Below are 24858 nucleotides of genomic sequence, written 5' to 3' on the forward strand. Positions count from 1 at the left end.
GCGCGGGAAGACATTGAAACCGCCGACCGCAAGGGGCTCCAAGCGGCTTGCCGAGTAAGAGGAACATCAACGGCTCCCGTGATGTACCGATGGGTTCGTTACCCCGCAGAACCCCCGTGTCGACAAGGCCCAGCCTCACTCTCTGAATCCCAGCGGCCAGAGAACGACAAGTCTGCCGTGCGACATCTCTATAACGGATGTGTCAGCACCCAACGACTTTCCCGGCCTCGACGCCCAGCCATGCATGCCGCAGCCCCCGTCCGAGCGGCACTCGGGCCCGGACAACTCCCGGAAGATCCACCTGGCCCTTCCCGAGGAGCCACCCGACGTGACCGGGCCCGTCGCTGCCGCCCTCCTGCACTTCCTTCGCGCCCTGCTCGGCGATCCGAGTCAACCCCGTCCCGAAGCCAGAGACAGTCAGGAAGAACGGGCAGCTGCTGGCCCTTCTCACCCTTCCGAGGTATGACAGATCGCCACATAACAACCCGCGGCGCGCTCCATGTCACGCCTACGTACGTACTGGGGGTTTCACCGCACGTGATCCTGTGCCGTTCAGAAACTCATCGCTGCTGCTCGAGGTAGGTCTGGCGCGCCGCGATGGCCTCCTGGCACCCTGGCCGGATGTTCGTCTCACTGGTGTACGAGGTGGCCCGGAAGCTGCTGTCGGTCCCGGCGGTGCTGGTACGCCGGCGCGCGGCGAAGGACGCCGAGTTGCTGGTACTGCAGCATGAGAACGCGGTGCTGCACAGGCAGCTCACGGGCCCGGTGCGGTACGAGCCGGCGGACCGACTGTGGTTCGCGGCATTGTCCGGGCTGATCCCGCGACGTCGGTGGTCGCGCGTTTTCCCGGTCACGCCCGCGACCCCTCTGGCATGGCACCGAAGACTCATCGCACGCAAGTGGAACTACAGCAAGCGCCGGAGCAGGCCGGGCAGGCCACCGACCATGAGCGCGGTAAGGGCGTTGGTGGTGCGGCTGGCCCGGGAGAATCCGCGTTGGGGCCGCCGTCGGATCCAGGGCGAACTCGTTCGTCTGGGGCATCCGATCGGCAGCACGACGGTCTGGGAGATCCTGACGGCTTCCGGCATCGATCCGGCCCCGCGTCGCAGCGGACCGACATGGCGCGAGTTCCTGACCACGCAGGCCGAGGGCATCACCGCCTGCGACTTCGTGCATCGACCTGATCGACCTGCGCCGCGTGTACGCATTGGTCTTCCTCGAGCACGGCACGCGCCGACTACACATTGCAGGGGTTACTGCGCATCCGACCGGACCGTGGACGGTGCAGCAGGCGAGAAACCTCGCCCTCGAGTTCGGTGTCCGGGTCGACTCTCTCCGCTTCCTGATCCGCGACCGGGACGCGAAGTTCACCGAGTCCTTCGACGCGGTCTTCGCAGCCGACCACATCGAGACCCTGAGGACCGCGCCGCGAGCTCCTCGGATGAACGCGCACTGCGAACGGGTCATCGGAACCCTGCGGCGCGAAGCCCTCGACCACCTGCTGATCTGGGGTGCACCCTGCGACCACTACCGACCTGACCACGCGCCGACTCCTCCGCACCCGAGTACTCGGCGGCGTCATCAACGAGTACAGATATCCAGCCCGACCAGCGGCGACGAGTTTCCGAACGGCACAGGTTCCGTTCGACCCATTGACACCCCAGGGGCGACGTCCTTACTGTCACGCCAGCATTTCGAACGGGTGACGAAATTTCGAACAGAATCCAAGGGCACAGGGGGCCAACTGCCGTGCGCATCACGGGAATCAGCACACACGTGGTCGGGACGCCTTGGCGCAATCTGACCTACGTCCAGGTGCACACCGACGAAGGGCTCACAGGAGTCGGCGAGACCCGGATGCTGGGCCACACCGGCGCACTGATCGGCTATCTGCGGGAGGCGGAGGCCAATCACATTCTCGGCTCCGACCCGTTCGCTGTCGAGGACCTCGTCCGCCGTATGAAGTACGGCGACTACGGGCGGGCCGGCGAGATCGTCATGTCCGGCATCGCCGTCATCGAGATGGCCTGTTGGGACATCAAGGGCAAGGCCCTCGGCGTGCCGGTGTGGCAGCTGCTCGGCGGGAAGGTGACCGACGAGGTCAAGGCCTACGCCAACGGCTGGTACACCACCGAGCGCACCCCGGAGGCGTACCACAAGGCCGCCCAGGGAGTGATCGAGCGCGGCTACAAGGCCCTCAAGATCGACCCCTTCGGGACCGGTCACTTCGAGCTGGACCACGAGGAGAGCCTGTACGCCGTCTCCCTCATCGAGGCCGTGCGGGACGCGATCGGCCCCGGGGCCGAGCTGATGCTGGAGATGCACGGCCGCTTCTCCCCGGCCACCGCCATCCGTCTGGCCCGCGAGCTCGCGCCCTTCAAGCCCGCCTGGCTGGAGGAGCCGGTCCCGCCGGAGAACCTGAAGGCCCTGGAGAAGGTGGCCGCCAAGGTCGACATCCCGGTGGCTACCGGTGAGCGCATCCACGACCGGATCGAGTTCCGCGAGCTCTTCGAGAGCCAGGCGGTGGACATCATCCAGCCCGACGTCGGCCACATCGGCGGCATCTGGGAGACGCGGAAGCTGGCCGCCACCGCCGAGGCGCACTACGTGCTCGTCGCGCCGCACAACGTCGGTGGGCCCGTCCTCACCGCCGCCTCCCTCCAAGTCGGCTTCACCTCCCCGAACTTCAAGATTCTTGAGCACTTCAACGACTTCGCGGACGCGGAGATCAAGCAGGTCGTGAAGGGGGCGCCGCAGGTCGTCGACGGGTACTTCCAGCTCTCCGACGCGCCCGGTCTCGGCGTCGAGCTGGACACCGACGCGGCGGCCGAATTCCCCCAGCAGCAGGCCCGGTTCGACCTGTGGGCCGACGGCTGGGAGCAGCGCAAGCCGAAGGGCACGCAGTGAGCACGGCCGTCGTCATCGAGGGGCCAGGCGAGCACCGGATCGTCGCGCACGAGCCGACGGCTCCAGTCGCCGGTGAGGCCTTGGTCCGGGTCCACGCGGCGGGCATCTGCGGCAGCGACCGCGAGGTCTACCAGGGCAACCGGCCCGAGGGGTACGTCCGGTACCCGCTGACGCCCGGCCACGAGTGGTCCGGGACCGTCGAGCAGGTCGGCGCCGGTGTGCCCGCGGCGCTCGTCGGCCGCAAGGTCGTCGGCGAGGGCTTCCGCAACTGCCAGGTCTGCGACCGCTGCCACGCGGGCGAGACGACGTTGTGCACGGCGGGGTACGAGGAGACCGGATTCACCCAGCCGGGCGCGATGGCCGCCACGCTGACGCTTCCGGCGCGGCTCCTCCATGTCCTGCCGGACGACGCCGATCTGACGGCCGCCGCCCTCCTCGAACCGGCCGCCTGCATCGCGGCCGCCGCACTCAAGGCCAACGCCCGGCCGGGCGAGCGCGTGGCCGTCGTGGGCACCGGCACGCTCGGGATGTTCGCGGTCCAGTTCCTCAGGGCGGGCTCTCCGGCCGAGCTGCTCGTGGTCGGCACCCGCCCGGACCGGGCCGCACTGTCGCAGGAGTTCGGCGCCACCGACTTCCGTACGAAGGACCAGGAGCTCCCTGACGACTTCGACGTGGTGATCGAGACCGCTGGGTCGGACTCGGCCGCCCGCACCGCGACCTCGCTACTGCGGCGCGGTGGGCGTCTGGTCCTCACCGGTATCCCCGCGCCGGGCGCCGAAGGGCTCGACCCCACCGATCTCGTCGTACGGCAGCTGGAGGTGCATACCGTGTTCGGGGCGCCGCCGGCGGCCTGGGCGCACACCGTACGGGTGTTCGGCGCCGGGCTGCTGGACCCGTTGCCCCTGGTCACGCACGAGCTGCCGCTCGCCGAGTTCCCCGAGGCCATCGCACTGGTGGAGTCCGGCGATCCGAAGGTCGGCAAAGTCCTCCTCCGCCCCTGAACCATACGCCGGTACGGAGACTCCTGACGCTCCGTACCGGCGTACACGCAAAGCCACGAACATTGTCCGAAATATCGAACACAGAGGACAACTGTGACCGACGCTCCCCCTACGGCAGCCCGTCGACCCGGCGAGCAGGCGCTCGCCGCGCTCGGCCTGGGCGCGCCCGACCCCTCTCCCGCCGACGCCTCGCCGCACACCTTCCCGGGAGGCGGCCGCTGGCGCACCGAAGTGCCGTCCGTCGAAGGGCCCGAGGCCCTGGCCGTGGTCCTGAAGGAGTCCTCGCGGCTCGACGTGCCGATCCACCGGATCAGCCAGGGCAGCGGTGTGTGGATGCTGACCGACGCCGAGATCACCGAGATGGTCGAGGCCACCGGTGAGCGCGACATCGAGCTCTGCCTGTTCACCGGCCCGCGCGGCACCTGGGACATCGGCGCCTCCGTACGCACCGACTCGCGCGGCGGCGGGCTGCGCGCCCGCGGCCACGACGCGGTGGCCGGCTGTGCCGAAGATGCCGTCCGGGCAACGAAGCTGGGCGTCAAGTGCCTGCTCGTCGCCGACGAGGGCGTGCTGTGGACCCTGCACCGGGCGCGCGCGGCCGGCATCATCCCGGCGGACACGACCCTGAAGGTCTCCGCACTGATCGGGCCTGTCAACCCGGCCTCGTACGCCGTATACGAACACCTCGGCGCCGACTCGCTCAACGTGCCGAGCGATCTGACGCTCGATCACCTCACCGAGATCCGGCGGGTCTCCGCCGCCCCCATGGACATGTACATCGAGGCCCCCGACGACCTCGGCGGCTACGTCCGGATGTACGAGGTCGCCGAGCTGATCCGGCGCGGCGCGCCGCTCTACCTGAAGTTCGGCCTGTCCAAGGCGCCCGCGATCTACCCGTACGGGCACCATCTGCGCGACGTGACGCTGGCGACCGCCCGGGAGCGGGTGCGGCGCGGGCGGCTCGCCCTGGACCTGCTCGCGCGGCACGGAGCGGACGGCGACATGGCGCCGCTCGGCTCGCGGCTGCCGGGTGCGCTCAAGCGGTTCGTCACCTCCTCATAGCGTTCCGGACAAATCCCCGAAAACTTCATAAACCTCGACGTTGCCGCACACGATCCCACACACCGCTTCTCGGTCGCACCCGTGCCGCCGCCCGTAACCGCTTCTCCTCGCAAGACCGAGCCCTGCACACACATCAAGGATGATGATCATGCGTAATCGCAGAGCAGCCCTCGCCGCCATAGCCGGAGCCGCCTCCCTCGCTCTCACCCTGTCCGCCTGCGGCCAGAGCGGCTCGGGCGGCAGCAAGGAGAAGTCGGGCAGCGCCAAGGGCGGCACCATCGGCATCGCGATGCCCACCAAGTCCTCGGAGCGCTGGATCAACGACGGCAACAACGTCGTCAAGAACCTCCAGGCCAAGGGGTACAAGACCAAGCTGGTCTACGGCGAGGACGACCCGAGCACTCAGGTCTCGCAGATCGAGAACCTGATCACCCAGGGCGTCAAGGGCCTGATCATCGCGGCCATCGACAACAAGTCCCTGAACAACGTCCTCCAGGAAGCCGCCTCCGCGAAGATCCCCGTCATCGCCTACGACCGGCTGATCCTCGGCACCAAGAACGTCGACTACTACGCCTCGTTCGACAACGAGAAGGTCGGCGTGCTGCAGGGCACGTACATCGCGCACAAGCTCGGTCTGGACAGCGGCAAGAAGGGCCCGTTCAACATCGAGCTGTTCGCCGGGTCGAACGACGACAACAACACCAAGTACTTCTTCGGCGGCGCGATGAGCGTGCTGCAGCCGTACATCGACAAGAAGGAGCTGGTGGTCAAGTCCGGGCAGACCCAGCTCAACCAGGTCACCACCCTGCGTTGGGACGGCGCCACCGCGCAGAAGCGCATGGAGGACATCCTCACCTCCACGTACTCGAGCGCCAACGTCGACGCGGTGCTCTCGCCGTACGACGGCATCTCGATCGGCATCCTCGCCGCCCTGAAGTCGGACGGTTACGGCTCCTCCAGCAAGCCGCTGCCCGTCATCACCGGACAGGACGCCGAGCTCGCCTCGGTGAAGTCGATCATCTCGGGCCAGCAGACGCAGACCGTCTACAAGGACACCCGCAAGCTGGCCGACGTCGCGGCGACCATGGTCGACGACGCCCTCAACAGCAAGACGCCGCAGGTCAACGACACCAAGACCTACCACAACGGCACCAAGGTCGTCCCCGCCATGCTGCTGCAGCCGGTGAGCGTGGACAAGACCAACTACGAGGACGTGCTGGTCAAGGGCGGCTACTACACCGACGCCCAGCTCAAGTAACCGCCGCAGCCCACCGACCGCAACCGACTGGAAGGCACGACCATGGCGGGACCCGTCCTGGAAATGCGCTCGATCGTCAAGACCTTTCCCGGCGTCAAGGCGCTGTCGGACGTCACTCTGACCGTCCGTCAGGGCGAGGTCCACGCCATCTGCGGCGAGAACGGCGCCGGCAAGTCCACCTTGATGAAGGTGCTCTCCGGCGTCCATCCGCACGGCACCTACGAGGGAGAGGTCCTCTTCGAGGGAGAGGAGTGCCGTTTCAAGGACATCCGGGCGAGCGAGAACAACGGCATCGTCATCATCCACCAGGAGCTGGCGCTGGTGCCGTACCTCTCCATAGCGGAGAACATCTTCCTCGGCAACGAACACGCCACGCGCGGGTTCATCAACTGGAACGACACCCTCAAGCACGCCACCGAGCTGCTGCGCCGGGTGGGCCTCGACGAGCACCCCGAGACCCGCGTCACCGACATCGGCGTGGGCAAGCAGCAGCTGGTGGAGATCGCGAAGGCGCTGTCGAAGTCGGTGAAGCTCCTCATCCTGGACGAGCCGACGGCAGCGCTGAACGACGAGGACAGCGGCAAACTCCTCGACCTGATCCTGGAGTTGAAGAACCAGGGCCTCAGCTCGATCATCATCTCCCACAAGCTCAACGAGATCCGCAAGGTCGCCGACTCGGTGACGATCCTCCGCGACGGGAGGTCGATCGAGACGCTCGACGTGAAGGCGGCAAAGACCACCGAGGAACGGATCATCTCCGGGATGGTCGGCCGCGACCTCGACCACCGATTCCCCGAGCGTACCCCGCACGACGGGGAGCCGGACGCCGCCCCGGCCCTGGAGATCCGCAACTGGACGGTGCACCACCCGATCGACCGGCAGCACAAGGTCGTCGACGACGTCTCGATCAACGTGCGGCGCGGCGAGATCGTCGGCATCGCGGGCCTGATGGGCGCCGGCCGCACTGAACTCGCGATGAGCGTCTTCGGCCGCACCTACGGCCGGTACGCGGCCGGCACGGTCCTCAAGGACGGCACGGAGATCCGTACGAAGTCCGTCGCCGAGGCGGTCGGGCACGGCATCGCGTACGTCACCGAGGACCGCAAGCACTACGGCCTCAACCTCATCGACACCATCAACCGCAACATCTCGCTGACCGCCCTGCACAAGGTCGCCAAGCGGGGCGTGGTCGACGAGCACGAGGAGCGGCAGGTCTCCGAGGGCTTCCGCACGTCCATGAACATCAAGGCGCCGACCGTCTTCGAGCCGGTCGGCAAGCTGTCCGGCGGCAACCAGCAGAAGGTCGTGCTCAGCAAGTGGATCTTCGCGGGTCCCGACGTGCTGATCCTGGACGAGCCCACCCGCGGCATCGACGTGGGCGCCAAGTACGAGATCTACACGGTCATCGACCAGCTGGCCGCCCAGGGCAAGGCGGTCGTCTTCATCTCCTCCGAGCTGCCCGAGCTGCTGGGCATGTGCGACCGCATCTACACGATGGCCGCGGGACGGCTGACCGGTGAGGTGCCGCGGGCCGAGGCCACGCAGGAAGTTCTGATGCGCCAGATGACCAAGGACAAAGAGGTACCCCGATGAGCACGGATGTAACCGCGAAGAGCCCGGCCCCCGCGCCGCCGGGCGGAAGCGGATCGGCCGCAGGCGGCGGGGGCCTGCTCCAGCTGATGCTGAACGGCCTGCGCCGCAACATGCGGCAGTACAGCATGCTGATCGCGCTCGGCCTGATCGTCGTCCTCTTCCAGATCCGGACCGGCGGAGACCTGCTGCTGCCGCGCAACGTCTCCAACCTGGTGCTGCAGAACAGCTACATCCTGATCCTCGCGATCGGCATGATGCTGGTGATCATCGCCGGGCACATCGACCTGTCGGTTGGCTCGCTGACGGCGTTCGTGGGCGCGTTCGCCGCCGTACTGACCGTCAGTCACCATGTCGCCTGGCCCATCGCCCTGGTGCTGTGCCTGCTGGTGGGCGCGGTGGCGGGCTCGGTGCAAGGCTTCCTGATCGCGTATCTGGGCATACCGTCGTTCATCGTCACCCTGGCCGGGATGCTCCTCTTCCGCGGTCTGACGGAGATCCTGCTCAAGGGACAGACCCTCGGCCCGTTCCCCAACGGGCTGCAGAAGATGGGCAACGGCTTCCTGCCCGAGGTCGGCCCGAACACGAACTACCACAACCTCACACTGCTCCTCGGCATCGTACTGATGGTCGCCGTGGTGTGGCAGGAGGTACGGGCCCGGCGCCGGCAGCAGGAGTTCACGCTCGCGCTCCTGCCCGCGCGGCTGTTCGCGCTGAAGCTCGTCGCGCTGGGCGCCGCGATCCTCGCCCTCACGATGCTGCTCGCCAGCTACAACGGCGCCCCGATCGTCCTGATCATCCTCGGTGTCCTGGTGGCCGGCTACGGCTACGTGATGCGCAACGCGGTCTTCGGTCGCCACATCTACGCGATCGGCGGCAACCTGCCGGCCGCGAAGCTGTCCGGCGTCAAGGACAAGCGGGTCACCTTCCAGGTTTTCCTGAACATGGGCGTGCTCGCGGCCCTGGCAGGTCTGGTGGTCGCCGCCCGTCTCAACGCGGCGTCACCGAAGGCCGGCGTGAACTTCGAACTCGAGGCGATCGCCTCGTCGTTCATCGGTGGCGCGTCCATGAGCGGCGGTGTCGGCACCGTCCTCGGCGCAATCATCGGCGGTCTCGTCCTCGGTGTGCTGAACAACGGCATGAACCTCCTCAGCGTCGGCACCGACTGGCAGCAGGTCATCAAGGGCCTGGCCCTGCTGGTAGCGGTCGGCTTCGACGTGTGGAACAAGCGCAAGTCCGGTTCGTAAGTCAGATCGGGCCCCGCCGGAACAGGCGGTGCCCCTCCCTTTCCAGGAGCCGTTGCATGGAACTCAACAGACGCACGGTCATTGCAGGCGCGGCAGCCGCGGGCCTCGCCGCGACCACCCTCGGCACAGGCACGGCACAGGCGGGCACCTCGGCCCCGGAAGGCAGGAAGCCGGTGAAGGAGCTCTTCGGCACGCTCGCCGACGGCACGAAGGTCTACCGCTGGTCGCTGGAGAACGGCGGCACCCGCCTGAAGGCGCTGTCCTACGGCGGCATCATCCAGTCCCTGGAGATCCCGGACCGGCACGGCCGGTACGCCAACGTCTCCCTCGGCTACGACAACCTCGACGCGTACATCAAGGGGACCACCTTCTTCGGCGCCACCATCGGCCGCTACGGCAACCGCATCGCCAAGGGCCAGTTCACCCTGGACGGCAAGAAGTACCAACTGTCCGTCAACGACGGCGCGAACAGCCTGCACGGCGGCGCCAAGGGCTTCAACACCAAGGTGTGGGACATCGAGCCGTTCGCCGCCGGCTCCGACGTCGGCCTTCATCTGTACTACACCAGCGTCGACGGCGAGATGGGCTACCCCGGCACCCTGAAGACAAAGGTCACCTTCACGCTGAACAAGCACGGCGACTGGCGCATCGACTACGAGGCCACCACCGACAAGCCCACCGTGGTCAACCTCACCAACCACACGTACTACAACCTCGCGGGCGAGGGCAGCGGCAGCGTCTACGACCATGAACTCTGGCTGGCGGCAGGCCGGTTCACCCCGACCGACTCGGGCCTGATCCCCACCGGCGAGCTGGCGAAGGTCAAGGGCACCCCCTTCGACTTCTCCCACCCCAAGCCGATCGGACGCGACATCCGCATCGGCCATCCGCAGCTGGTCACCGCCAAGGGCTACGACCACAACTTGGTGCTCGACAAGGGCGTGACCGCGAAGCCCGAGCACGTGGTGACGCTGCGCGACCCCGGCTCCGGCCGCACCCTGAAGATCTTCACCGACCAGCCCGGTGTGCAGTTCTACTCGGGCAACTTCCTCGACGGCACCCTGGTCGGCCCGTCCGGCCGCACCTACCGGCAGGGCGACGGACTGGCCCTGGAGACCCAGCACTTCCCGGACTCGCCGAACGAGCCATCGTTCCCGTCGACGGTGCTGCGGCCGGGGCAGACGTACCGCACGACCACGGTGCACACGTTCGACTGCTGAACAATGCGGATGTCGGATGCCGCCACCTGCTGTCGGTTTCTGAACTCTCACCGGAATCACACGGGTTGAACAGCTCACTATCCGTATGAAGAGGTGGTCCGCGCTCCCCCGCGCGGGCCACCCAGATGCGGAGGGTCCATGGCCGACAACGTCACCTCGCTGTTCCGCTCTGCCGCGGCGCACAGTCCGTCGACGGCCGCGCCGGCACGCGAGGGAGACGGGGCGGCTCCGCTGGACCTCTGCATCCCGTGCAACCCCTACTTCCCCACGCCCGCCATATTCGACGAACTCGCGGGCCGACCGCGCGAGATCCACACGTACTACCCGAACAGCGCCGACACCATCACGGCCGAGGAATGCGACGGCAAGGGGCACGCGGAGTCGCGGTGGACGCGCGACGCAGCGTACGAGCGGCGCTTCTACCTCACCAACCTCGCCAACGGCATCAAGGTCCACAACGTCTACATAACCTTCGGCGGCACCTCCTGGGGCTGGCTGCCCGCGCCAATCGTCCACACCTCGTACGACTACAGGGCCGCCCTCGACGAGGCGCGCCGGCCGACCGCCAAGCCGGACCGGGCGGCGGACATCACGCTCCCGAATCCGTCGGTCAAGGCGTACCACCTGGTCAATACGGATCGGATGGCCAGGGTGCCGGTGGCGTGGTCCTGGCCTGGTGGGTCAGGCCGCGTGCGGCGATGCTCCCCCAGAGGGGGCACCCCCAGCCAGGCTCCGGTGTCGCGGTCGCCCTGCCAGCCGCATTCGGGGTGGGGACGCAGGGCCCACTTCCAGCCCGTGGCGGTGGGGCGGTCGGGGGCTTTGCGGTGGCGCAGCGGGGTCAGGCAGTGGGGGCAGTGCCGGGAGGTGCCCCGCGCCGGGACGGTGACGACGGCGATGCCCGCCTCAGGGGCGAGGTGCCGCAACGGCCGGCGATCCGCCCGCGCACGGTCTGCGACAGGCGCGTGTTCGTGGTGCGGCCCATGCCGTGGGCTTCCATCGACCGCAGGTTTTCCAGGTAGATGACGGTGGCCCCCACGGTGACGGCCTGGTCCACCGCCCAGCGGGCGGCCGACCAGGCCAGGGCGTCGTTGAGGTTCGACCGCCGGTTGGAGACGTGCCGGATCTCGCCGCGCAGTACTTCGTGCTTGTCGGCCAAGTGGTGCTGTTCGTCCCCTCCGATGAGCCGCTGGTAGTGGTCGGCCTTGGTGTGCAGGTGCTCCGAGAGGCGGCGCAGGCGGTGCTGTCTGGCCAGCACACCGGCGGCACGGAACTGGGCTCCCGCACCGAGTGCGGTGATCGTGCCGTCGTCGTGGAGGCGGGCGGCCCCGGCGGACAGCAGGGTGTTCGGGCCCCAGTCCACGCCGAGCGCCACGCGGTGGCCGGTGCGGCGGGCCTTCGGCACGGGATGGGTGTTGGCGAGATCGGCCCGCACCCGGCCAGCCGCGACACGCAGGGTAGGCAGGTGCAACACCGGGCGAGGCGACGCCGGCCCGGTGCGCGGGCCGCTCAACAACGGCGGTCTGTACGGGGAGCGCGAGGGCTGGCATCTGCCGGGGTTCGCGGAGGCCGCTGGGAGGCCGTCGACCTCCCCCGGGCAGAGCGGCGGCAGCAGGTGACCACAGCCATCAGTCGGGAGACCCTGCGCCGGATCCTGCGCGCCGGCAAGGTCTCCTGGAAGACCACCACTACGTAAAAGGCGTCCACCGACCCGGAGTTCATCACCAAGATGCACCGCATCCTGGCGCTCTACGACACCCCGCCGACGGACGGGCGGGTGATATGCGTCGACGAGTTCGGGCCGCTGAACCTGATGCCCCGCAAGGGCAAGGCCTGGGGGTTGGTGAGGCGTCCGCGCAGGCTGCGGGCCACCTACAACCGCTATGGCGGCGTGCGGCACATGCTCGCTGCCCTCGATCTGGCCACCGGCAAGCCGTACTACCGCATCCGCCCGCGCAAGCGCTGGCGCGAGTTCCTTGGCCTGCTCAAGGCCCTGCGTGCGCGCCGGCCTGGGGAGAAGCTGTATGTGGTGCTGGACAACTTCTCCCCGCACAAGCATGCCCAAGTGCGTGCCTGGACCACGGACAACGACGTCGAGTTGGTCTTCCTGCCGACCTACGGCTCCTGGCTGAACTGGATCGAGGCCGAGTTCGCGGCCCTGCGCTACTTCGCCCTGAACGGCACCGACCATCGCAGCCACGGCGAGCAGAATGCGGCCATTGCGGCCTACGTCCGCTGGCGCAATGCCCGCGCCGAGCCGAAGACGGCGTTCGCGCCCGACTCACCGATCCGGTCCTGGACCGATTACCCGAACAAGGCTGCGTGACGAGCCACTAGCCGCCGAACGCGGGCTGCGGCAGCCCCTTCCCGGCGCCGGGCAGCACCAGTACCGAGCCGGAGAGCGGGTGCGGCGCCTCCAGGCCCGTATGGGCTGTCGTGATGTACAGGTCGGTCAGGTCCGCTCCGCCGAAGACGCAGGCCGTGGGGCGGCGCACGGGGAGCTCCACGACCCGGTCCAGCGCGCCGGACGGGGTGTAGCGGCGGACCGCGCCGCCGTCCCACAGCGCGACCCACACACAGCCGTCGGCGTCGACGGTGAGCCCGTCCGGGAAGCCTAGGCCTTCATCCACAACCGCCAACGCCCTTCTGTTAACGGGCAGTTGACCGTCACCCACATCGAAGACGTCGATCCGCCGGGTCGGCGTGTCGATGTAGTACATCAGCCGGCCGTCGGGACTCCAGCCGGTGCCGTTGCTCACCGTCACGTCGTCGAGGAAGGTGTGGGCGGTGCCGTCGGGCGCGAACCGGGTCAGCGTGCCGCCGCCCACTGCCTCGTCGTAGCGCATGGTGCCGGCCCAGAGCGCGCCGTCGGGTGCAACAGCCGCGTCGTTGCCCCGGCGGCCCGGGGCAACCTCCCGGTGCAGCCAGCGGAAGCCTTCCGCGCCGTAAAGCCCCACGCCGTCACGGAGGTTGACCACCAGGCCGCCGCCCGCGCGGGGTTTCGCCGCGCCCACGTGCTGCTCGGTGGCCATGACCGTACGGCGTCCGGAGCCGGGATCGTACGTGTGGACCCGTGAGCCCAGGATGTCCACCCAGATCAGCCGCTGTGCGGCGGTGTCCCACGTGGGCCCCTCCCCGAGCGCCGCCTCCGCGCGGACGGCCACGTCGAGAGTCATCCCATGCTCCGGTGGCCCAGCCGCTCCGACAGCTCGGCGGCACCCTTGGCGGCGAGCTGCTCCAGCTCCCCGCGCCGCGCGTCGCTCCAGCGGATCATCGGTACGGATATGGACAGCGCCGCGACGACCTGTCCGGTGCGGTCGCGCACCGGGGCGGCGACGCAGCTGACGTCCGGGTTGGACTCGCGGCTCTCCACGGCGATGCCGCGGTGGCGGATCTCTGCGAGGGCCTCGCGCAGGGCGGACGGTTCGGTGATGCTGTTCGGGGTCATCGCGACCAGCTCCGCGCTGTCGGGGATGCGCGAGGTCAGCTCTGGCTCGGGGAGCGAGGCGAGCAGCATCTTGCCGACGGAGGTGCAGTGGGCGGGCAGCCGGCGCCCGGCGGCGGACACCATGCGCACCGCGTGCGTGGAATCCACCTTCGCGATGTAGATGACGTCGGTGCCTTCCAGGATCGCCACGTGTACGGTCTCGTCGCAGGTCACGGCGACGGAGCGGGCGACCTGCTGGCCCTCGGCGGCGAGATCCAGCTGCTCGGCGTACCGGCTGCCGAGCTGGTACGGGCGGACGCCGAGCCGGTAGCGACCCGGCTGGCCCGGCACCTGGACGATGTAGGAACGGGCGGTGAGCGTCGTGACCAGCTCGTGCACCGTCGTGCGCGGCAGCTGTAGCTTGCGCACGATGTCGGGGGCGGAGAGCGTCCCGTCCCCGTCGAGGAAAAGCTCGAGAATGTCGAGAGCTCGGGTCACGGCAGGTACGAGTCGTCCCACAACCGGTCCCCTCCCTTGTGTTCGAAATTTCAACAGACGATCGGCATGACGAACACAGGCTACTCACAGTAGTCTTGGACGGGCAATGGGCGTGCGTTGCCGTATGTAATCTCCGTGGCGAGCGGTGACTAACGTCGGCCTCTGCGGTCGCCGAGTTCTCCGCGCAGGCGTTGGGCCCGGAGCACCAGTTCCAGTTCGAAGCGCCGGTCCGGGTCGTCGATCTCGTCGCCCCACAGCCCGCGGATCTGCCGGAGGCGGCAGCGAACCGTCTGCGGGCGGCGTTGTCAACTTGCTCGGGGCGGGGTGTTGAGGACGTGGTGGGGCCGGGTGGAGGCCTGATGGTCAGGCTGCCGCGGGCAGGTCGGCGGTGCCTCTCACCGACACCGCGCGGGAACGGAGCCCCGCCATCCGCAGCGCCAAGCAGCCGAACCGCCTTCGAAGGCATGGTCCGCGGCTGCGGGCATCTGATGGGACCGCTGGCACTGGCCGATCACATCGGTTTGGACACAGCGCTGGCAGTTGCCGAATCTCTGTACGCCGAATTCAGGGAACCCCTCTACGCACCCCCGCCTCTGCTGTCCCGGATGGTCGAAGCGGGGAACGTCGGGCGGAAGTCCGGGCGAGGTTTCTATACGTACCCGACACCCGCTGGACGTATAAGCTCGACAAGCCCAAGGCTGACGTGCAGGCAGCGGTGCAGATCATCGAACAGGTCCTGGACCGAGTCCTGCCTGGATGGCGAACCGCCGACTGGCCCGAAGGAAAGAGGCAGCCGTACTGGCGTGAGCGGGAGGCTGCCCACCGGGCCATCGCGCAACTGGAAGCCGAGCAGGAACTGATCGAGAATCTCGGAAGCGGTGCCCCTCAGCTCGATGCAGCGACGCTCCACCCGTGGGTATGGGGCAGCGTTCAGGGGCTCTGGGGTAGTGGCCACTTCCGCGAGGCGGTAGGGATGGCTGCCAAGGCGGTCAATGCCCAGGCGCAAGCAAAACTGGGTCGAAAGGATCTTTCCGAGGCGAAGCTTCTGGGAGATGCCTTCTCCACCAAGCCGCCGGCTGATGGACATCCGCGACTGCGCTTGGGCACCGACGACGGCAGCGACACGTTCAGGAGCCGTCACGAAGGTGCGGGGAGCTTTGCCCGCGGCATCTACTCGGCGATCCGCAACCCCATCGCTCACGAACTTGATCACGAGCTGGACGAGAATCAGGCGCTCGAGCAGCTGGCCGCCTTCAGCATCCTTGCGCGGTGGGTCGATGAGGCAGATGTCGAGACCGCGCCGTAGCCAGCAGGTTGCACGTCAGCTGTTCCTGTGTCAGGTCTGAGCGTGCTGCAGAGGTCGGCGGTGTAAGAAAACGCCCCCAGCTCCAGGGACCAGCGCCGTAGCCTTCATCGAGTGATCGTCATCGACAGCAACCAGCTCATCCAGGCTCAGCCCGGCAGTCCTGTCTGGCTGCTTCTCAAGGCTGTAGGCGAGCAGACTGGGCACTCGCTCGCGATCAGTGATGTGTCGCTCTGGGAAGCTACAAATAAAGCGCGAGAACTCATAGCGGCGGACAGTCAGGCAGCGGACAAGGCGCTTCAGAAGCTGAACGGCAGGCTCCGTTCCTACGAGGTCCGCGTCGGCGCGTCCACCGTCGCCGAGGTGGGCATATCCGACAGCCGAATCGATGCAATGATCCGCCGGTATGAGTCTCGGCTGCGGGAGACCTTTCAGGTCCTGACAACCCCGCCTGACACCGCAGTTGAGGCGCTTCGCCGCGAGGCCCTCAAGCTCCCGCCCTGCAAGCCCAATGGTGAGGGCGGGCGGGACACATCCATCTGGCTCACAGCCCTAAGGGCTGCTGCGAATGAGCATGCAAACACAGGCACGGCTTTGCCCCTGATCTTCGTGTCGCGTGACAAGGGCTTCACTGACCCCTCCGATGTGGAGCGCCTGCACCCAGCTCTCCGCAATGATCTTCCAGATGGTCTGGATGTGGTGTTCTGCCGCAGCCTTCCCGCCGCCTTTGCAGAGGTCAGCGCCCCGGCAGAACCCTCCAGCCTGGTGATCGACACCAGCAGCACGGAGGTCAGTGACCGCATCATCACAGCTGTCGTTGAGGGAGCACTTCCAGGCGTCCCCGAAGCTGTGAGCGCTGGTGCCCGTGAAGGGAACAGCCAGGTCTTCACTATGGGCGATCTTCTGCGGTCAGCCTCCGTCCTCTTCGAGGGGTTCGCCGAACCGCCGATAGCGTCCAAGAAGCCTGGCCAGACCGTTGTGGTCGGCACCGGCTCATGGCGTTTCCTGCCGCCTGCCGAGGACGAGGAACTTTCAACGGACGCCCGGCTCACTCGGGGGCGAAGGTATGCCTTCGGTGAACGAATCGGTAGGTCGCTGTGCGTCACCGCCACTTTGGTGTGGACAGTCGACCCCAACGGCGGGCTCGGAGACTTTCAGGTGGCCCAGGTCTCTAGCAACGCCTACTTCATCGGACCTGCGATGCGTGTGACCGCCCATGACGACGGAAGTATCAGCACCATGCCTGTCACTCTCGGACCAGACGGAGTCTGGGGTGCCACCTGCTGATTCGCCCGTGGGGATGTCCTCAGAGGCACATCCATCGGCCACAAGGTGCTCAGCGGCACTGCAGACCGGCGTCCTGCTATGCCTGCCCGGGGCCCGCGGTCAGTGCTGCAGAGTCGGCGGTGCCGAGCGCTGTGGCAGGACCCGGACCGCGCCGCCCTTCCCTGCGCCGGATGTGGTTTTGAGCTGGTCGTTCTCCACTTCCAGGACGTGGATGATGCGGACGAGTCGCTTGACCTCCTCGCGTAGTTCGTTGCGCTCCCGGCGGGCCTTCTTCAGCGCCTCCGCGAGCTCGTCCCGCTCCCGCTGAAGCCGCTCGGTGTCCTTCGGGCGGATGTTCTGGGCCCGCACCAGGGCATAGAACAGGTCCTTCAGACCGGTGTGCTTGTGCGTGAGCTTGTTGCGTTTCAGGCCCGCCTCCTCGGCTAGTGACTTGATCGTCAGCTGGCCGTCGGACCGCAGCGGCACTCCCGTCAGCAACTGGACCATCGCGTCGGTGATCGCCTGGATCTCCTCGGCGTCATCCGGCCGCTGAGCCCGTGCCGCCTCCGCGGCAGGCCCGAGCGCCGAGGCGATGATCTCGGTCAACTGCCCGGCCGACACTGGGCCCACGATGCCCTCTCGGTCTTCAGCGGGAGTATCGATCACCGGTCAACCTCGGTCCTCGGCTCGGGGATGATGCGGGTGGCCTCGTGCTGGCTGATGCGCTCGAATGCCGGCTGCGCGAGCACCTGGTGCTGAGATCGTCTGCCGGGATGGCTCAGGCGCCTACGGCGAGGCGGTCCGCCGGGCCCTGCCCGGCGCGGTGCAGGTCAGCGACCGCTGGCACCTGTGGAAGAACCTGTGCGACAAGACGCTGGCCGAGGTTCGCTCCCACAGCTCATGCTGGGCCACCGTAAACCCCTCCCGCCCCGCGAGAGCACACGAGCAGACCACCCGCGAGCGCTGGCACCAGGTCCACGACCTCCTCGGCAGGGGCGTCGGCCTGCTGGAATGCGCCCGCCGCCTGAACCTATCCCTCAACACCATCAAGCGGTACGCGCGCACCCGCGAGCCCGAGGCCCTGCGCCGGGCACCGCGCTACCGGCCCACCCTGGTCGACCCCTACCGTGACCACCTGCGCGAACGCCGGGCCGCCGACCCCGCGGTCCCCATGCTCCAGCTCTTCCGCGAGATCAAGGAGCTGGGCTACAGCGGCAGCCTCAACCTCCTCTACCGCTACATCACGCAAGGCAGGGCCGAGGGCGACCGCCCCGTGATCACCCCGCGCCGGCTCGCCCGCCTACTCCTCACCCGCCGCGACAACCTGCGGGACAAGGACACCGACCTCCTGCGGGAACTCACTGCCGCCTGTCCTGAAATGACCGAACTCACAAGGCTGGTTCGGAACTTCGCCGAACTACTCACTCCCGCCGTCGGCAACGACACCAGGCTCACAGAGTGGATCACAGCCGTCCGTACGTCCACCCTTCCCCACCTGCACGCCTTCGTCAACGGCCTCGAACTCGACCGCGCCGCCGTCGAGGCCGGCCTCACTCTGCCCCATCACAACGGCCGCACCGAGGGTGTCAACACGCGAACCAAGAGGATCATGCGGCAGATGCACGGCCGAGCCGGGTTCGCCCTGCTCCGCCACCGCATTCTCCTCCAGTGACCACTCAGCGCTACCACCGAATAGGGGACAGAGCCGCTCGTTTGACAGACCTCCACCTCGCCGGGCGCCTCGTCACGGCTTGACGCGTCACACCGTGACAGTCTCCTGAGCACGGAGCGCGGCCAGCGTCGCCACGTCGTCGAGTACGCCGGCCAGTTCCTCGGCGAGTCCCTTGGGAGCCTGGAACCCCTCAGGCCCGACCAGGTTGGAGATGCCTGCGACGGCGACGGACCGCTCGGCGGGCCGCATGCCAAGGCGGGTGAGGACCGGCAGCAGCATCTCGGCAGCCGGGGCGCCGCCAGTGGGGCCGGCGCTGTAGCTGACGATGCCGACCGGCTTGCCCTGCCACTCGCGGTAGAGGAAGTCAACGGCGTTCTTGAAGGGGGCGGTGAAGCCGCCGTTGTACATCGGCAGCACGAAGACGAAGGCGTCCGCGGAGTCGACGAGGGCGCTCCAGTCGCGGGTGTGCTGGTGGGCGTAGTTGCCGGAAGAGGCGTACTCCGGCTCGTCCAGGAAGGGCAGTGCGATCGTGGCGAGGTCGACGGGGGTGACCTCGAAGCCGCCCTGGGCGCGGGCCTGCTCGACGACCCAGTGGGCGAGGGGGCGGCCGGAGGAGGTGGGGCGAGTGGCGGCGGAGATGACGTGCAGGCGGGTCATGGTGTGCGCTCCAGACGACGTTGTTGACGTGTCACCTATCAAAGCCGCAGATGGATGACATGTCAACCAGGTAGATGACGTGTCACCCACCTGGTTTACAGTGCTTGCATGACCCCATCGGAGCCGCGCTGGCTCACTGAGTCCGAGCAGGACGCCTGGTACGCGTGGCGGCGGATGTTCCCGCTGGTCAATGCTGAGATCGCGCGCGACCTCAGCCAGGACAGCGCCCTCTCCGAGGCCGACTACGACGTCCTGTCGGTGCTCGGTTCCACCGAAGGCCACCGCATGCGGATCAGCGCCCTGGCCGTCCTGATGCAGTGGTCACGCAGCAGGCTCTCCCACCAGCTCACACGCATGGAGCAGCGCGGCATCGTGCGCCGCGCGGAGGTGGCTTGCGACGGCCGCGGCGCGGAGGTGATCCTCACGGAGGCCGGCGTGGCCACGATCACGACGGCGGCCCCGCTACACGTGGAGTCCGTACGCCGCCACCTGATCGACACCCTCACCCCGGCCCAGCTCCGCACCCTGGCCGAAATCGGCGAAACCCTGCGCGAACGCCTGGGCATCACCCGCAAGGCATAGCCCACACCCGGCACCCCTCAGGGCCGCCACACGAGGCAGTGTTTCGGCCGGGTGGGTCGAGGAAGGCCAAGAGGGAGAGCGTGAGTGCCACAGCCAAGGCTCTCGGAGCGTCCAGGGTGCACCCGCCACCACACCCCGTCGATCAGCCGTCGACGGCTACGTGACCTACGGCCCAGCCCCGCCAACCGGCCTCGCTTCACAGGCCGTCGGAAACCCCCGGACAAGCTGATGCCGCCGACACACCGCATCAGGGTGATACTCCCCCAACAGGCTCGACTGGAGCCGCTATTCGTCCCTCCATGATCACCCCACGCCTCGGACGGCGCCTCGCCCTGCCCGCCCTGCTGTCCCTGCCCCTGCTCTCCCCTACAGGGGCTTCAGCACTACTACGGGCCGGTCCGCCGACACGCCCCGCGACGGTACTCAGCTCCTCACGGTGTTCGCCGCTTGGAGTGCTTCCTCTCGCACCCTCACCGGGATGCAGTGTCAAGGCATGAATTCCCACGTTCCGTACAAGAGCAGCAGATCAGGCTCACGTCACCTCCATGCCGGACACCGCCTGACCAGTAAACGGGAACCCGCCAGACTCATCCCGAAGCAAAAGCCATCGCCCCGGTTTTGATGCCACTTGAGTTGGATAACGACACGTCGTCAGTGATCCGCTCGCGCTCGTCTTCCTGATCCCTACCTGACACTTCAAAGAGCGCCTTTTCCACATCGCTCACCACGGTCGCGTCGCCGCTCCCGCAGCATGTGGCGGTTTGGAGCCTCCCCCCGCAGGGCGGCTCCGAAGGGCCAAATCCTTCATCTCTTGCACAGCATCAATCGCAGCGGCTCTCCTACATTGAGCCCCTCCTCTTGTTCGTGGCACACAGCCTTTTCCAACCGCACCCTGAGCTGGTCAGATGCAGAGTGAGTATCGCTTGGACGAGGTTGGTGATCCGGTCGGTTGAGCACCGGAGTTTGCGTAGCAGTCTCCAGGCTTTGAGGGTGGCGACGGCCTGCTCGACGAGGGCGCGGATCTTCGCGTGGGATCGGTTGACCGCTTGCTGGCCCGCGGAAAGGGTCTCCCACCGGCCCCAGTAGGGGGTGCGGACCGTGCCTTTGGCGCCTGTGCCAATCGTTGACGCTCTTGCCTAGGTCGGCGTCAACTGCCGGGGCGACAAGGGCTATCAGGGAGATGCAGGCATGATACGAGTTCCCTACCGCTCCGCGACGACCTGCGTTCGAGAAGCTGGTCAAGCAGCCGGCCTAACGCCGGCAAACGCGCAGTTGTCCCGGTTTCCTCCCGTGCGCGGGACTGCGACCACGGCGTTCATGCTCTCGTCTGACCGCACGGGTGGCCGGTTCGGTCCCGGACCCCTGAGGTCAGGCCGTGGCCTCGACGAGCTGCTTCACGCCGGGCTGGTCGGTCACGCAGCCCACCAGGCCGAGCGTCCGGGCCAGCGCCAGGTCGCGCTCGTCGTTGACGGTCCAGGCCATCACGTCGATGCCGGCGGCGCCGCACTTCTCCACGATGGCCCGGTTCAGCTGGCGCAACTCCACGCTGACCAGGGTGGAACCGACCTTCTGAGCCCGGCCGACGAAGGTGTCGTGGTGCGCGCTGGGGCCTGCCACCAGCACGGTGCGGGCGTGCGGCAGCAGGTTGTGGATCTCGATCAGCGCCACGTCGTGGAACGACAGCACCGAGACCCGGTCCAGCAGGTCGCGGTCGGTAAGCACCTTGGCCAGCGACCGGGCGGCGGCCACGTCCTTGATCTCCGCCTGGATCGGCAGCGTCGGCCCGACGGCGTCCAGCACCTCCCCGAACGTGGGGATGCGCTCGCCGAGGCCGGCGTCGAGCTTCTTGAGCTTCCGCAGCTCCTGGTCGGCGATCGGACCGGAGCCGTCCGTCGTCCGGTCCAGGGTCTCGTCGTGTATGACGACCAACTCACCGTCCCTGCTCAGGTGCAGGTCCAGCTCGATGCCGTCCAGCCCCTCGCGTTCGGCCCGCAGGAAGGAGCGCAGGGTGTTCTCCGGCTCGGCGGCCATGACACCGCGGTGACCGATGGTGAAGAAAGACACTCGGTTGCCGTCCTTGCGTGTGATGGTGTGGGGCAGTCGCACGAATGCGGTACCTCGCCGGGCGTGGGCGGACCGCCCGTCGGAACGCCCAAGCCTAATGGGCCCGTCCGGCCGCGCGCTCCGGCGCGGTCCAGGGATCAGGTGGGCCGGATCAGGGTGGGTGAGACAGGGTGCGTGCGGAAGGGGTGCCGCTCCGCCGGGTGGCACCCCCTCTGACCTGCAAGCTTCCGACTTGCGAAGCGGTGGGGGTGGGATTTGTACCCACGGCGGCTTGCGCCACGACGGTTTTCCAGGGCGAACTCGTTCGTCTGGGGCATCCGATCGGCACCACGACGGTCTGGGAGATCCTGACGGCTTCCGGCATCGATCCGGCCCCGCGTCGCAGCGGACCGACATGGCGCGAGTTCCTGACCGCGCAGGCCGAGGGCATCATCGCCTGCGACTTCGTGCACATCGACCTGATCGACTTGCGCCGCGTGTACGCATTGGTCTTCCTCGAGCACGGCACGCGCCGACTACACATTGCAGGGGTTACTGCGCATCCGACCGGACCGTGGACGGTGCAGCAGGCGAGAAACCTCGCCCTCGAGTTGGGCGTCCGGGTCGACTCTCTCCGCTTCCTGATCCGCGACCGGGACGCGAAGTTCACCGAGTCCTTCGACGCGGTCTTCGCAGCCGACCACATCGAGACCCTGAGGACCGCGCCGCGAGCTCCTCGGATGAACGCGCACTGCGAACGGGTCATCGGAACCCTGCGGCGCGAAGCCCTCGACCACCTGCTGATCTGGAACGAGGCCCACGCCCAGCAGGTCCTGGATAGCTACGCCCGGCACTACAACCACCATCGCCCACATCAGGGCCGAAAACAGCTTGCTCCCCTCACCCAGGTGCACCCTGCGACCACTACCGACCTGACCACGCGCCGACTCCTCCGCACCCGAGTACTCGGCGGCGTCATCAACGAGTACAGATATGCAGCCCGACCAGCGGCGACGAGTTTCCGAACGGCACAGGATCCGCTCCAACGAACCCGCCTACGAAGCCATCATCAGCCCGGACCTCTTCGAGGCCGCCGAAACCGACCGCAGACAGCGAGCCCGTACCCCGGCCCGACAGGAACGTACCGGAAAGCAAAGCGCACACCCCTACGCCCTCCGCGGACGGATCCGGTGCAGCCTGTGCGGGCGGAAGATGCAGCCCGCCACCATCCACAACAGCGTCTACTACCGCTGCGAGTTCAAGGAACAGGAACAGGCCCTCTACCCCGGCCTCACCCACCCGCGCACCGTCTACCTGCGCGAAGACGTCGTGTGCAACGCCCTGGATCAGTGGATCGCCCGGGCCTTCGCCCCCGACCGGCTCACCACCACCCTCGAAGCCCTCACCCACGCAAGCGCCGCAGCAAGCGCCCAAGTGACGCAGACACCCGAGCAGGCGCAAGCACGCCAGACGATCAAGGACTGCGAGCGCCGGCTCGCCCGCTACCAGGCAGCCCTCGAAGCCGGAGCCGACCCCACCGTCGTCACCCGGTGGATCAACGACGTACAGCAAGACAAAGAGGCGGCACGGAAGAAGCTGGACGCGCTCCCCACCGTCACTCGCAAGAAGGAATCCCCACTCGACGCGCAACAGATCCGACAGGTCACTGAGAGTCTTGGAGGCATTGCACGGCGCATCCATGCAGCAGACGCGGACAAGAAAGGCCCGCTCTACGAAGCCCTCGGGATCGAAATCACCTACGAAAACGCAACGAGGACCGCGACCGTAAGGTCGAGGCCCTCGTCTCCGTATTGTCAATCGTTGTGTCCGAGGGGCGAGCCGACGGCTGACGACACGGCTGTGGTGGCACAAGGGAAGCTCTGCTTCTGAGACCGCTGTCGGCGCACGCCGCGCCACGAGCCGGCCGCACAGCCGATGAGCGACGTGGATCCACTGCCTTCCGGCGGTGGGCGAGGCCCTGGCACCGCACGCACATAGCGGTGAGTGACATGTTCCTGCCCAGGAGAACGCGGCAATCGCGTTTCCCCGCCCCTCCGCGCCTCCGTCAGTCCTGGACGGCCATTTCTCCGAGCAGGGACCAGTCATCCTGCTCCAGGACCGCGTTGACGATTCGCGGCGTCTCGACCAGGTGGGGTGGCAGGGTCTGCTGTGCCGACTTGAAGTGGTCGGACTGAACATGTGCGGCACCGGCGTCACCGTCCCGGAACGCCTCGACGAGCACATACTCGGTCGGATCGTCGAGGCTGCGCGACCAATCGAACCACAGACAGCCAGGCTCACTGCGAGTGGCCTCCGTGAACTCGCGCGAGATCTCAGGCCACCTCTCCGCGTACTCCGGCTTGATCCGGAACTTGGCCGTGATAAAGATCATTTCACGCTCCCTGATCGCATTTGATCTTCACCCATCGTAGGACGCCGGGCGGTCACCGAGCGCCAGCGTGAGGCGCCTGAAGTGCTGGGCACAAGACCGTGTCCTACGAGGTGAGGCGGACGTCGACCCGGTATGGGGCGGGGAACGTGGAGCTGGATCGTGCCGGACGGCTTGTGGGAGATCGCCAAGCCGCTGATCCCGGAGCAGCGAGCGCGGCCGCAGGGCGGCCGGAACGGTGAACGCTCCTGATGGGACGCTCTTCCCGGCCGTCATCTACGTACTGGTCAGCGGTTGTGCCTGGCGCGCGCTGCCGCCGTGCTTCGGTATCTCGAAGTCGACTGCTCACCGCCGGTTCCTGATCTGGTCTCGTGCTGGGGTGTGGGGCCGTCTGCACCAGGCCGTGCTCGACAAACTCGCAGGTCCGAGCCCCGTGGACCGGGGTGAGCCAGGTTCCGAAATACATGTCCTGTCCGACCGGTCGGGACTGCCTCTCGTGGTCGGTATCTCAAGTGGCAACACCCACGGCGGTCAGGGGCTCAAGCCCATGATCGCCGGGCTCCAATCGAGACACGACCCCGATCGGGGCCGACATCACAAGCCCCGCAAGCTCCACGCCGACAAGGCGTATGACCAGCCCGGCCTGCGTAAATGGGTCCGCGGCAAGCGGATCGGCGGGCGCATCGCCCGCAAGGGCACTGCCAGTGACACGACAGGGCACCATGCGTGGGCGTCGCGG

20 protein-coding genes and 10 pseudogenes are annotated in these 24858 nt (G+C 67.6%); 19 read left to right on the top strand and 11 right to left on the bottom strand.

Features of this window, described 5'->3' with window-relative positions; all coding sequences use genetic code 11:
• The first annotated feature begins 621 nt into the window (after positions 1-621).
• The 9 genes and pseudogenes from ACWD35_RS38015 to ACWD35_RS38055 all read left to right on the top strand — a co-directional run.
• A pseudogene (locus ACWD35_RS38015) lies at positions 622-1706 on the top strand (integrase core domain-containing protein).
• Positions 1707-1749: 43 nt separating this feature from the next.
• Positions 1750-2907 (top strand): mandelate racemase/muconate lactonizing enzyme family protein, encoded by a 1158-nt coding sequence (locus ACWD35_RS38020; protein WP_451355944.1) that lies wholly within the window; start codon positions 1750-1752, stop codon positions 2905-2907.
• Positions 2904-3908, top strand: a complete 1005-nt coding sequence (locus tag ACWD35_RS38025) for a zinc-dependent alcohol dehydrogenase (RefSeq protein WP_451355945.1) — start codon at positions 2904-2906, stop codon at positions 3906-3908. Before ACWD35_RS38020 ends, ACWD35_RS38025 begins: the two co-directional genes overlap by 4 nt.
• Positions 3909-4001: 93 nt before the next feature.
• Positions 4002-4970 (top strand): hypothetical protein, encoded by a 969-nt coding sequence (locus ACWD35_RS38030; RefSeq protein WP_451355946.1) that lies wholly within the window; start codon positions 4002-4004, stop codon positions 4968-4970.
• Between the two features lie 148 nt (positions 4971-5118).
• Entirely contained in the window at positions 5119-6228 is a 1110-nt protein-coding gene (gene chvE / locus ACWD35_RS38035; protein ID WP_451355947.1) for a multiple monosaccharide ABC transporter substrate-binding protein, read from the top strand.
• A gap of 42 nt (positions 6229-6270) precedes the next feature.
• Complete coding sequence (mmsA, locus tag ACWD35_RS38040; protein ID WP_451355948.1) at positions 6271-7821, top strand: multiple monosaccharide ABC transporter ATP-binding protein; 1551 nt, start codon at positions 6271-6273, stop codon at positions 7819-7821.
• Positions 7818-9065, top strand: coding sequence for a multiple monosaccharide ABC transporter permease (mmsB, locus tag ACWD35_RS38045; RefSeq protein ID WP_451355949.1), 1248 nt, complete (start codon positions 7818-7820; stop codon positions 9063-9065). Before mmsA ends, mmsB begins: the two co-directional genes overlap by 4 nt.
• A 56-nt stretch (positions 9066-9121) precedes the next feature.
• Entirely contained in the window at positions 9122-10285 is a 1164-nt protein-coding gene (locus tag ACWD35_RS38050) for an aldose epimerase family protein (RefSeq protein WP_451355950.1), read from the top strand.
• A gap of 138 nt (positions 10286-10423) precedes the next feature.
• Positions 10424-10855 (top strand): annotated as a pseudogene (locus ACWD35_RS38055) (beta-galactosidase); the annotation flags it as partial.
• Here ACWD35_RS38055 and ACWD35_RS38060 read toward each other — a convergent pair.
• A complete protein-coding gene (locus tag ACWD35_RS38060; protein ID WP_451355951.1) occupies positions 10813-11208 on the bottom strand; it encodes a zinc ribbon domain-containing protein in 396 nt (131 codons plus the stop codon). The pseudogene ACWD35_RS38055 and the gene ACWD35_RS38060 sit on opposite strands and share 43 nt — an antisense overlap.
• The gene (locus tag ACWD35_RS38065) at positions 11124-11756 is read right to left on the bottom strand and encodes a hypothetical protein (RefSeq protein ID WP_451355966.1); all 633 of its coding nucleotides are present in this window, start codon (positions 11754-11756) and stop codon (positions 11124-11126) included. The genes ACWD35_RS38060 and ACWD35_RS38065 overlap by 85 nt, the downstream gene beginning before the upstream one ends.
• A gap of 237 nt (positions 11757-11993) precedes the next feature.
• Between ACWD35_RS38065 and ACWD35_RS38070 the strand changes: the two are divergent.
• A pseudogene (locus ACWD35_RS38070) lies at positions 11994-12608 on the top strand (IS630 family transposase); the annotation flags it as partial.
• A 7-nt stretch (positions 12609-12615) separates the two neighbouring features.
• On the opposite strand, the gene ACWD35_RS38075 reads toward ACWD35_RS38070, so the two are convergent.
• The 3 genes and pseudogenes from ACWD35_RS38075 to ACWD35_RS38085 all read right to left on the bottom strand — a co-directional run.
• The gene (locus ACWD35_RS38075; protein WP_451355952.1) at positions 12616-13458 is read right to left on the bottom strand and encodes an SMP-30/gluconolactonase/LRE family protein; all 843 of its coding nucleotides are present in this window, start codon (positions 13456-13458) and stop codon (positions 12616-12618) included.
• Entirely contained in the window at positions 13455-14228 is a 774-nt protein-coding gene (locus tag ACWD35_RS38080) for an IclR family transcriptional regulator (RefSeq protein ID WP_451355953.1), read from the bottom strand. Before ACWD35_RS38080 ends, ACWD35_RS38075 begins: the two co-directional genes overlap by 4 nt.
• Positions 14229-14356: 128 nt before the next feature.
• Positions 14357-14503, bottom strand: a pseudogene (locus ACWD35_RS38085) (helix-turn-helix domain-containing protein); the annotation flags it as partial.
• A gap of 165 nt (positions 14504-14668) precedes the next feature.
• Here ACWD35_RS38085 and ACWD35_RS38090 point away from each other — a divergent pair.
• From ACWD35_RS38090 to ACWD35_RS38100, 3 genes and pseudogenes are all read left to right on the top strand, one after another.
• Positions 14669-14866, top strand: a pseudogene (locus tag ACWD35_RS38090) (3-hydroxyacyl-CoA dehydrogenase family protein); the annotation flags it as partial.
• Between the two features lie 56 nt (positions 14867-14922).
• Complete coding sequence (locus ACWD35_RS38095; protein WP_451355954.1) at positions 14923-15513, top strand: TIGR02391 family protein; 591 nt, start codon at positions 14923-14925, stop codon at positions 15511-15513.
• Between the two features lie 111 nt (positions 15514-15624).
• The gene (locus ACWD35_RS38100) at positions 15625-16797 is read left to right on the top strand and encodes a PIN domain-containing protein (protein ID WP_451355955.1); all 1173 of its coding nucleotides are present in this window, start codon (positions 15625-15627) and stop codon (positions 16795-16797) included.
• A gap of 99 nt (positions 16798-16896) precedes the next feature.
• Here ACWD35_RS38100 and ACWD35_RS38105 read toward each other — a convergent pair whose 3' ends face one another.
• Positions 16897-17406, bottom strand: a complete 510-nt coding sequence (locus ACWD35_RS38105; protein WP_451355956.1) for a hypothetical protein — start codon at positions 17404-17406, stop codon at positions 16897-16899.
• A gap of 118 nt (positions 17407-17524) precedes the next feature.
• On the opposite strand from ACWD35_RS38105, the pseudogene ACWD35_RS38110 reads away from it, so the two are divergent.
• Positions 17525-18448: pseudogene (locus tag ACWD35_RS38110) on the top strand (transposase); the annotation flags it as partial.
• 87 nt (positions 18449-18535) lie between these two features.
• Here the strand turns inward: ACWD35_RS38110 and ACWD35_RS38115 are convergent.
• A complete protein-coding gene (locus ACWD35_RS38115; protein ID WP_451355957.1) occupies positions 18536-19105 on the bottom strand; it encodes an NADPH-dependent FMN reductase in 570 nt (189 codons plus the stop codon).
• 108 nt (positions 19106-19213) lie between these two features.
• Here ACWD35_RS38115 and ACWD35_RS38120 point away from each other — a divergent pair, with 108 nt between their 5' ends.
• Complete coding sequence (locus tag ACWD35_RS38120; protein ID WP_451355958.1) at positions 19214-19687, top strand: MarR family winged helix-turn-helix transcriptional regulator; 474 nt, start codon at positions 19214-19216, stop codon at positions 19685-19687.
• A gap of 587 nt (positions 19688-20274) precedes the next feature.
• Here the strand turns inward: ACWD35_RS38120 and ACWD35_RS38125 are convergent.
• Together ACWD35_RS38125 and ACWD35_RS38130 are read right to left on the bottom strand one after the other, a co-directional pair.
• Complete coding sequence (locus tag ACWD35_RS38125) at positions 20275-20412, bottom strand: hypothetical protein (RefSeq protein WP_385200261.1); 138 nt, start codon at positions 20410-20412, stop codon at positions 20275-20277.
• A gap of 114 nt (positions 20413-20526) precedes the next feature.
• Positions 20527-20799, bottom strand: a pseudogene (locus ACWD35_RS38130) (transposase family protein); the annotation flags it as partial.
• Positions 20800-20806: 7 nt separating this feature from the next.
• On the opposite strand from ACWD35_RS38130, the pseudogene ACWD35_RS38135 reads away from it, so the two are divergent.
• Positions 20807-20900, top strand: a pseudogene (locus tag ACWD35_RS38135) (IS5/IS1182 family transposase); the annotation flags it as partial.
• Between the two features lie 155 nt (positions 20901-21055).
• Here ACWD35_RS38135 and ACWD35_RS38140 read toward each other — a convergent pair.
• Positions 21056-21751: a glycerophosphodiester phosphodiesterase gene (locus ACWD35_RS38140; RefSeq protein ID WP_451355964.1), complete on the bottom strand. Its 696-nt coding sequence runs from the start codon at positions 21749-21751 to the stop codon at positions 21056-21058.
• 290 nt (positions 21752-22041) lie between these two features.
• Here ACWD35_RS38140 and ACWD35_RS38145 point away from each other — a divergent pair.
• Together ACWD35_RS38145 and ACWD35_RS38150 are read left to right on the top strand one after the other, a co-directional pair.
• Positions 22042-22731 (top strand): annotated as a pseudogene (locus tag ACWD35_RS38145) (integrase core domain-containing protein); the annotation flags it as partial.
• Positions 22724-23620 (top strand): zinc ribbon domain-containing protein, encoded by an 897-nt coding sequence (locus tag ACWD35_RS38150; RefSeq protein ID WP_451355959.1) that lies wholly within the window; start codon positions 22724-22726, stop codon positions 23618-23620. The pseudogene ACWD35_RS38145 and the gene ACWD35_RS38150, both read left to right, overlap by 8 nt.
• 175 nt (positions 23621-23795) lie before the next feature.
• Here the strand turns inward: ACWD35_RS38150 and ACWD35_RS38155 are convergent, their stop codons facing one another.
• Complete coding sequence (locus ACWD35_RS38155) at positions 23796-24122, bottom strand: putative quinol monooxygenase (RefSeq protein WP_451355960.1); 327 nt, start codon at positions 24120-24122, stop codon at positions 23796-23798.
• A 132-nt stretch (positions 24123-24254) separates the two neighbouring features.
• On the opposite strand from ACWD35_RS38155, the pseudogene ACWD35_RS38160 reads away from it, so the two are divergent.
• Positions 24255-24849 (top strand): annotated as a pseudogene (locus ACWD35_RS38160) (transposase); the annotation flags it as partial.
• Between the last annotated feature and the right edge of the window lie 9 nt (positions 24850-24858).

The sequence above is a fragment of the Streptomyces sp. NPDC002671 genome, from assembly GCF_053592475.1.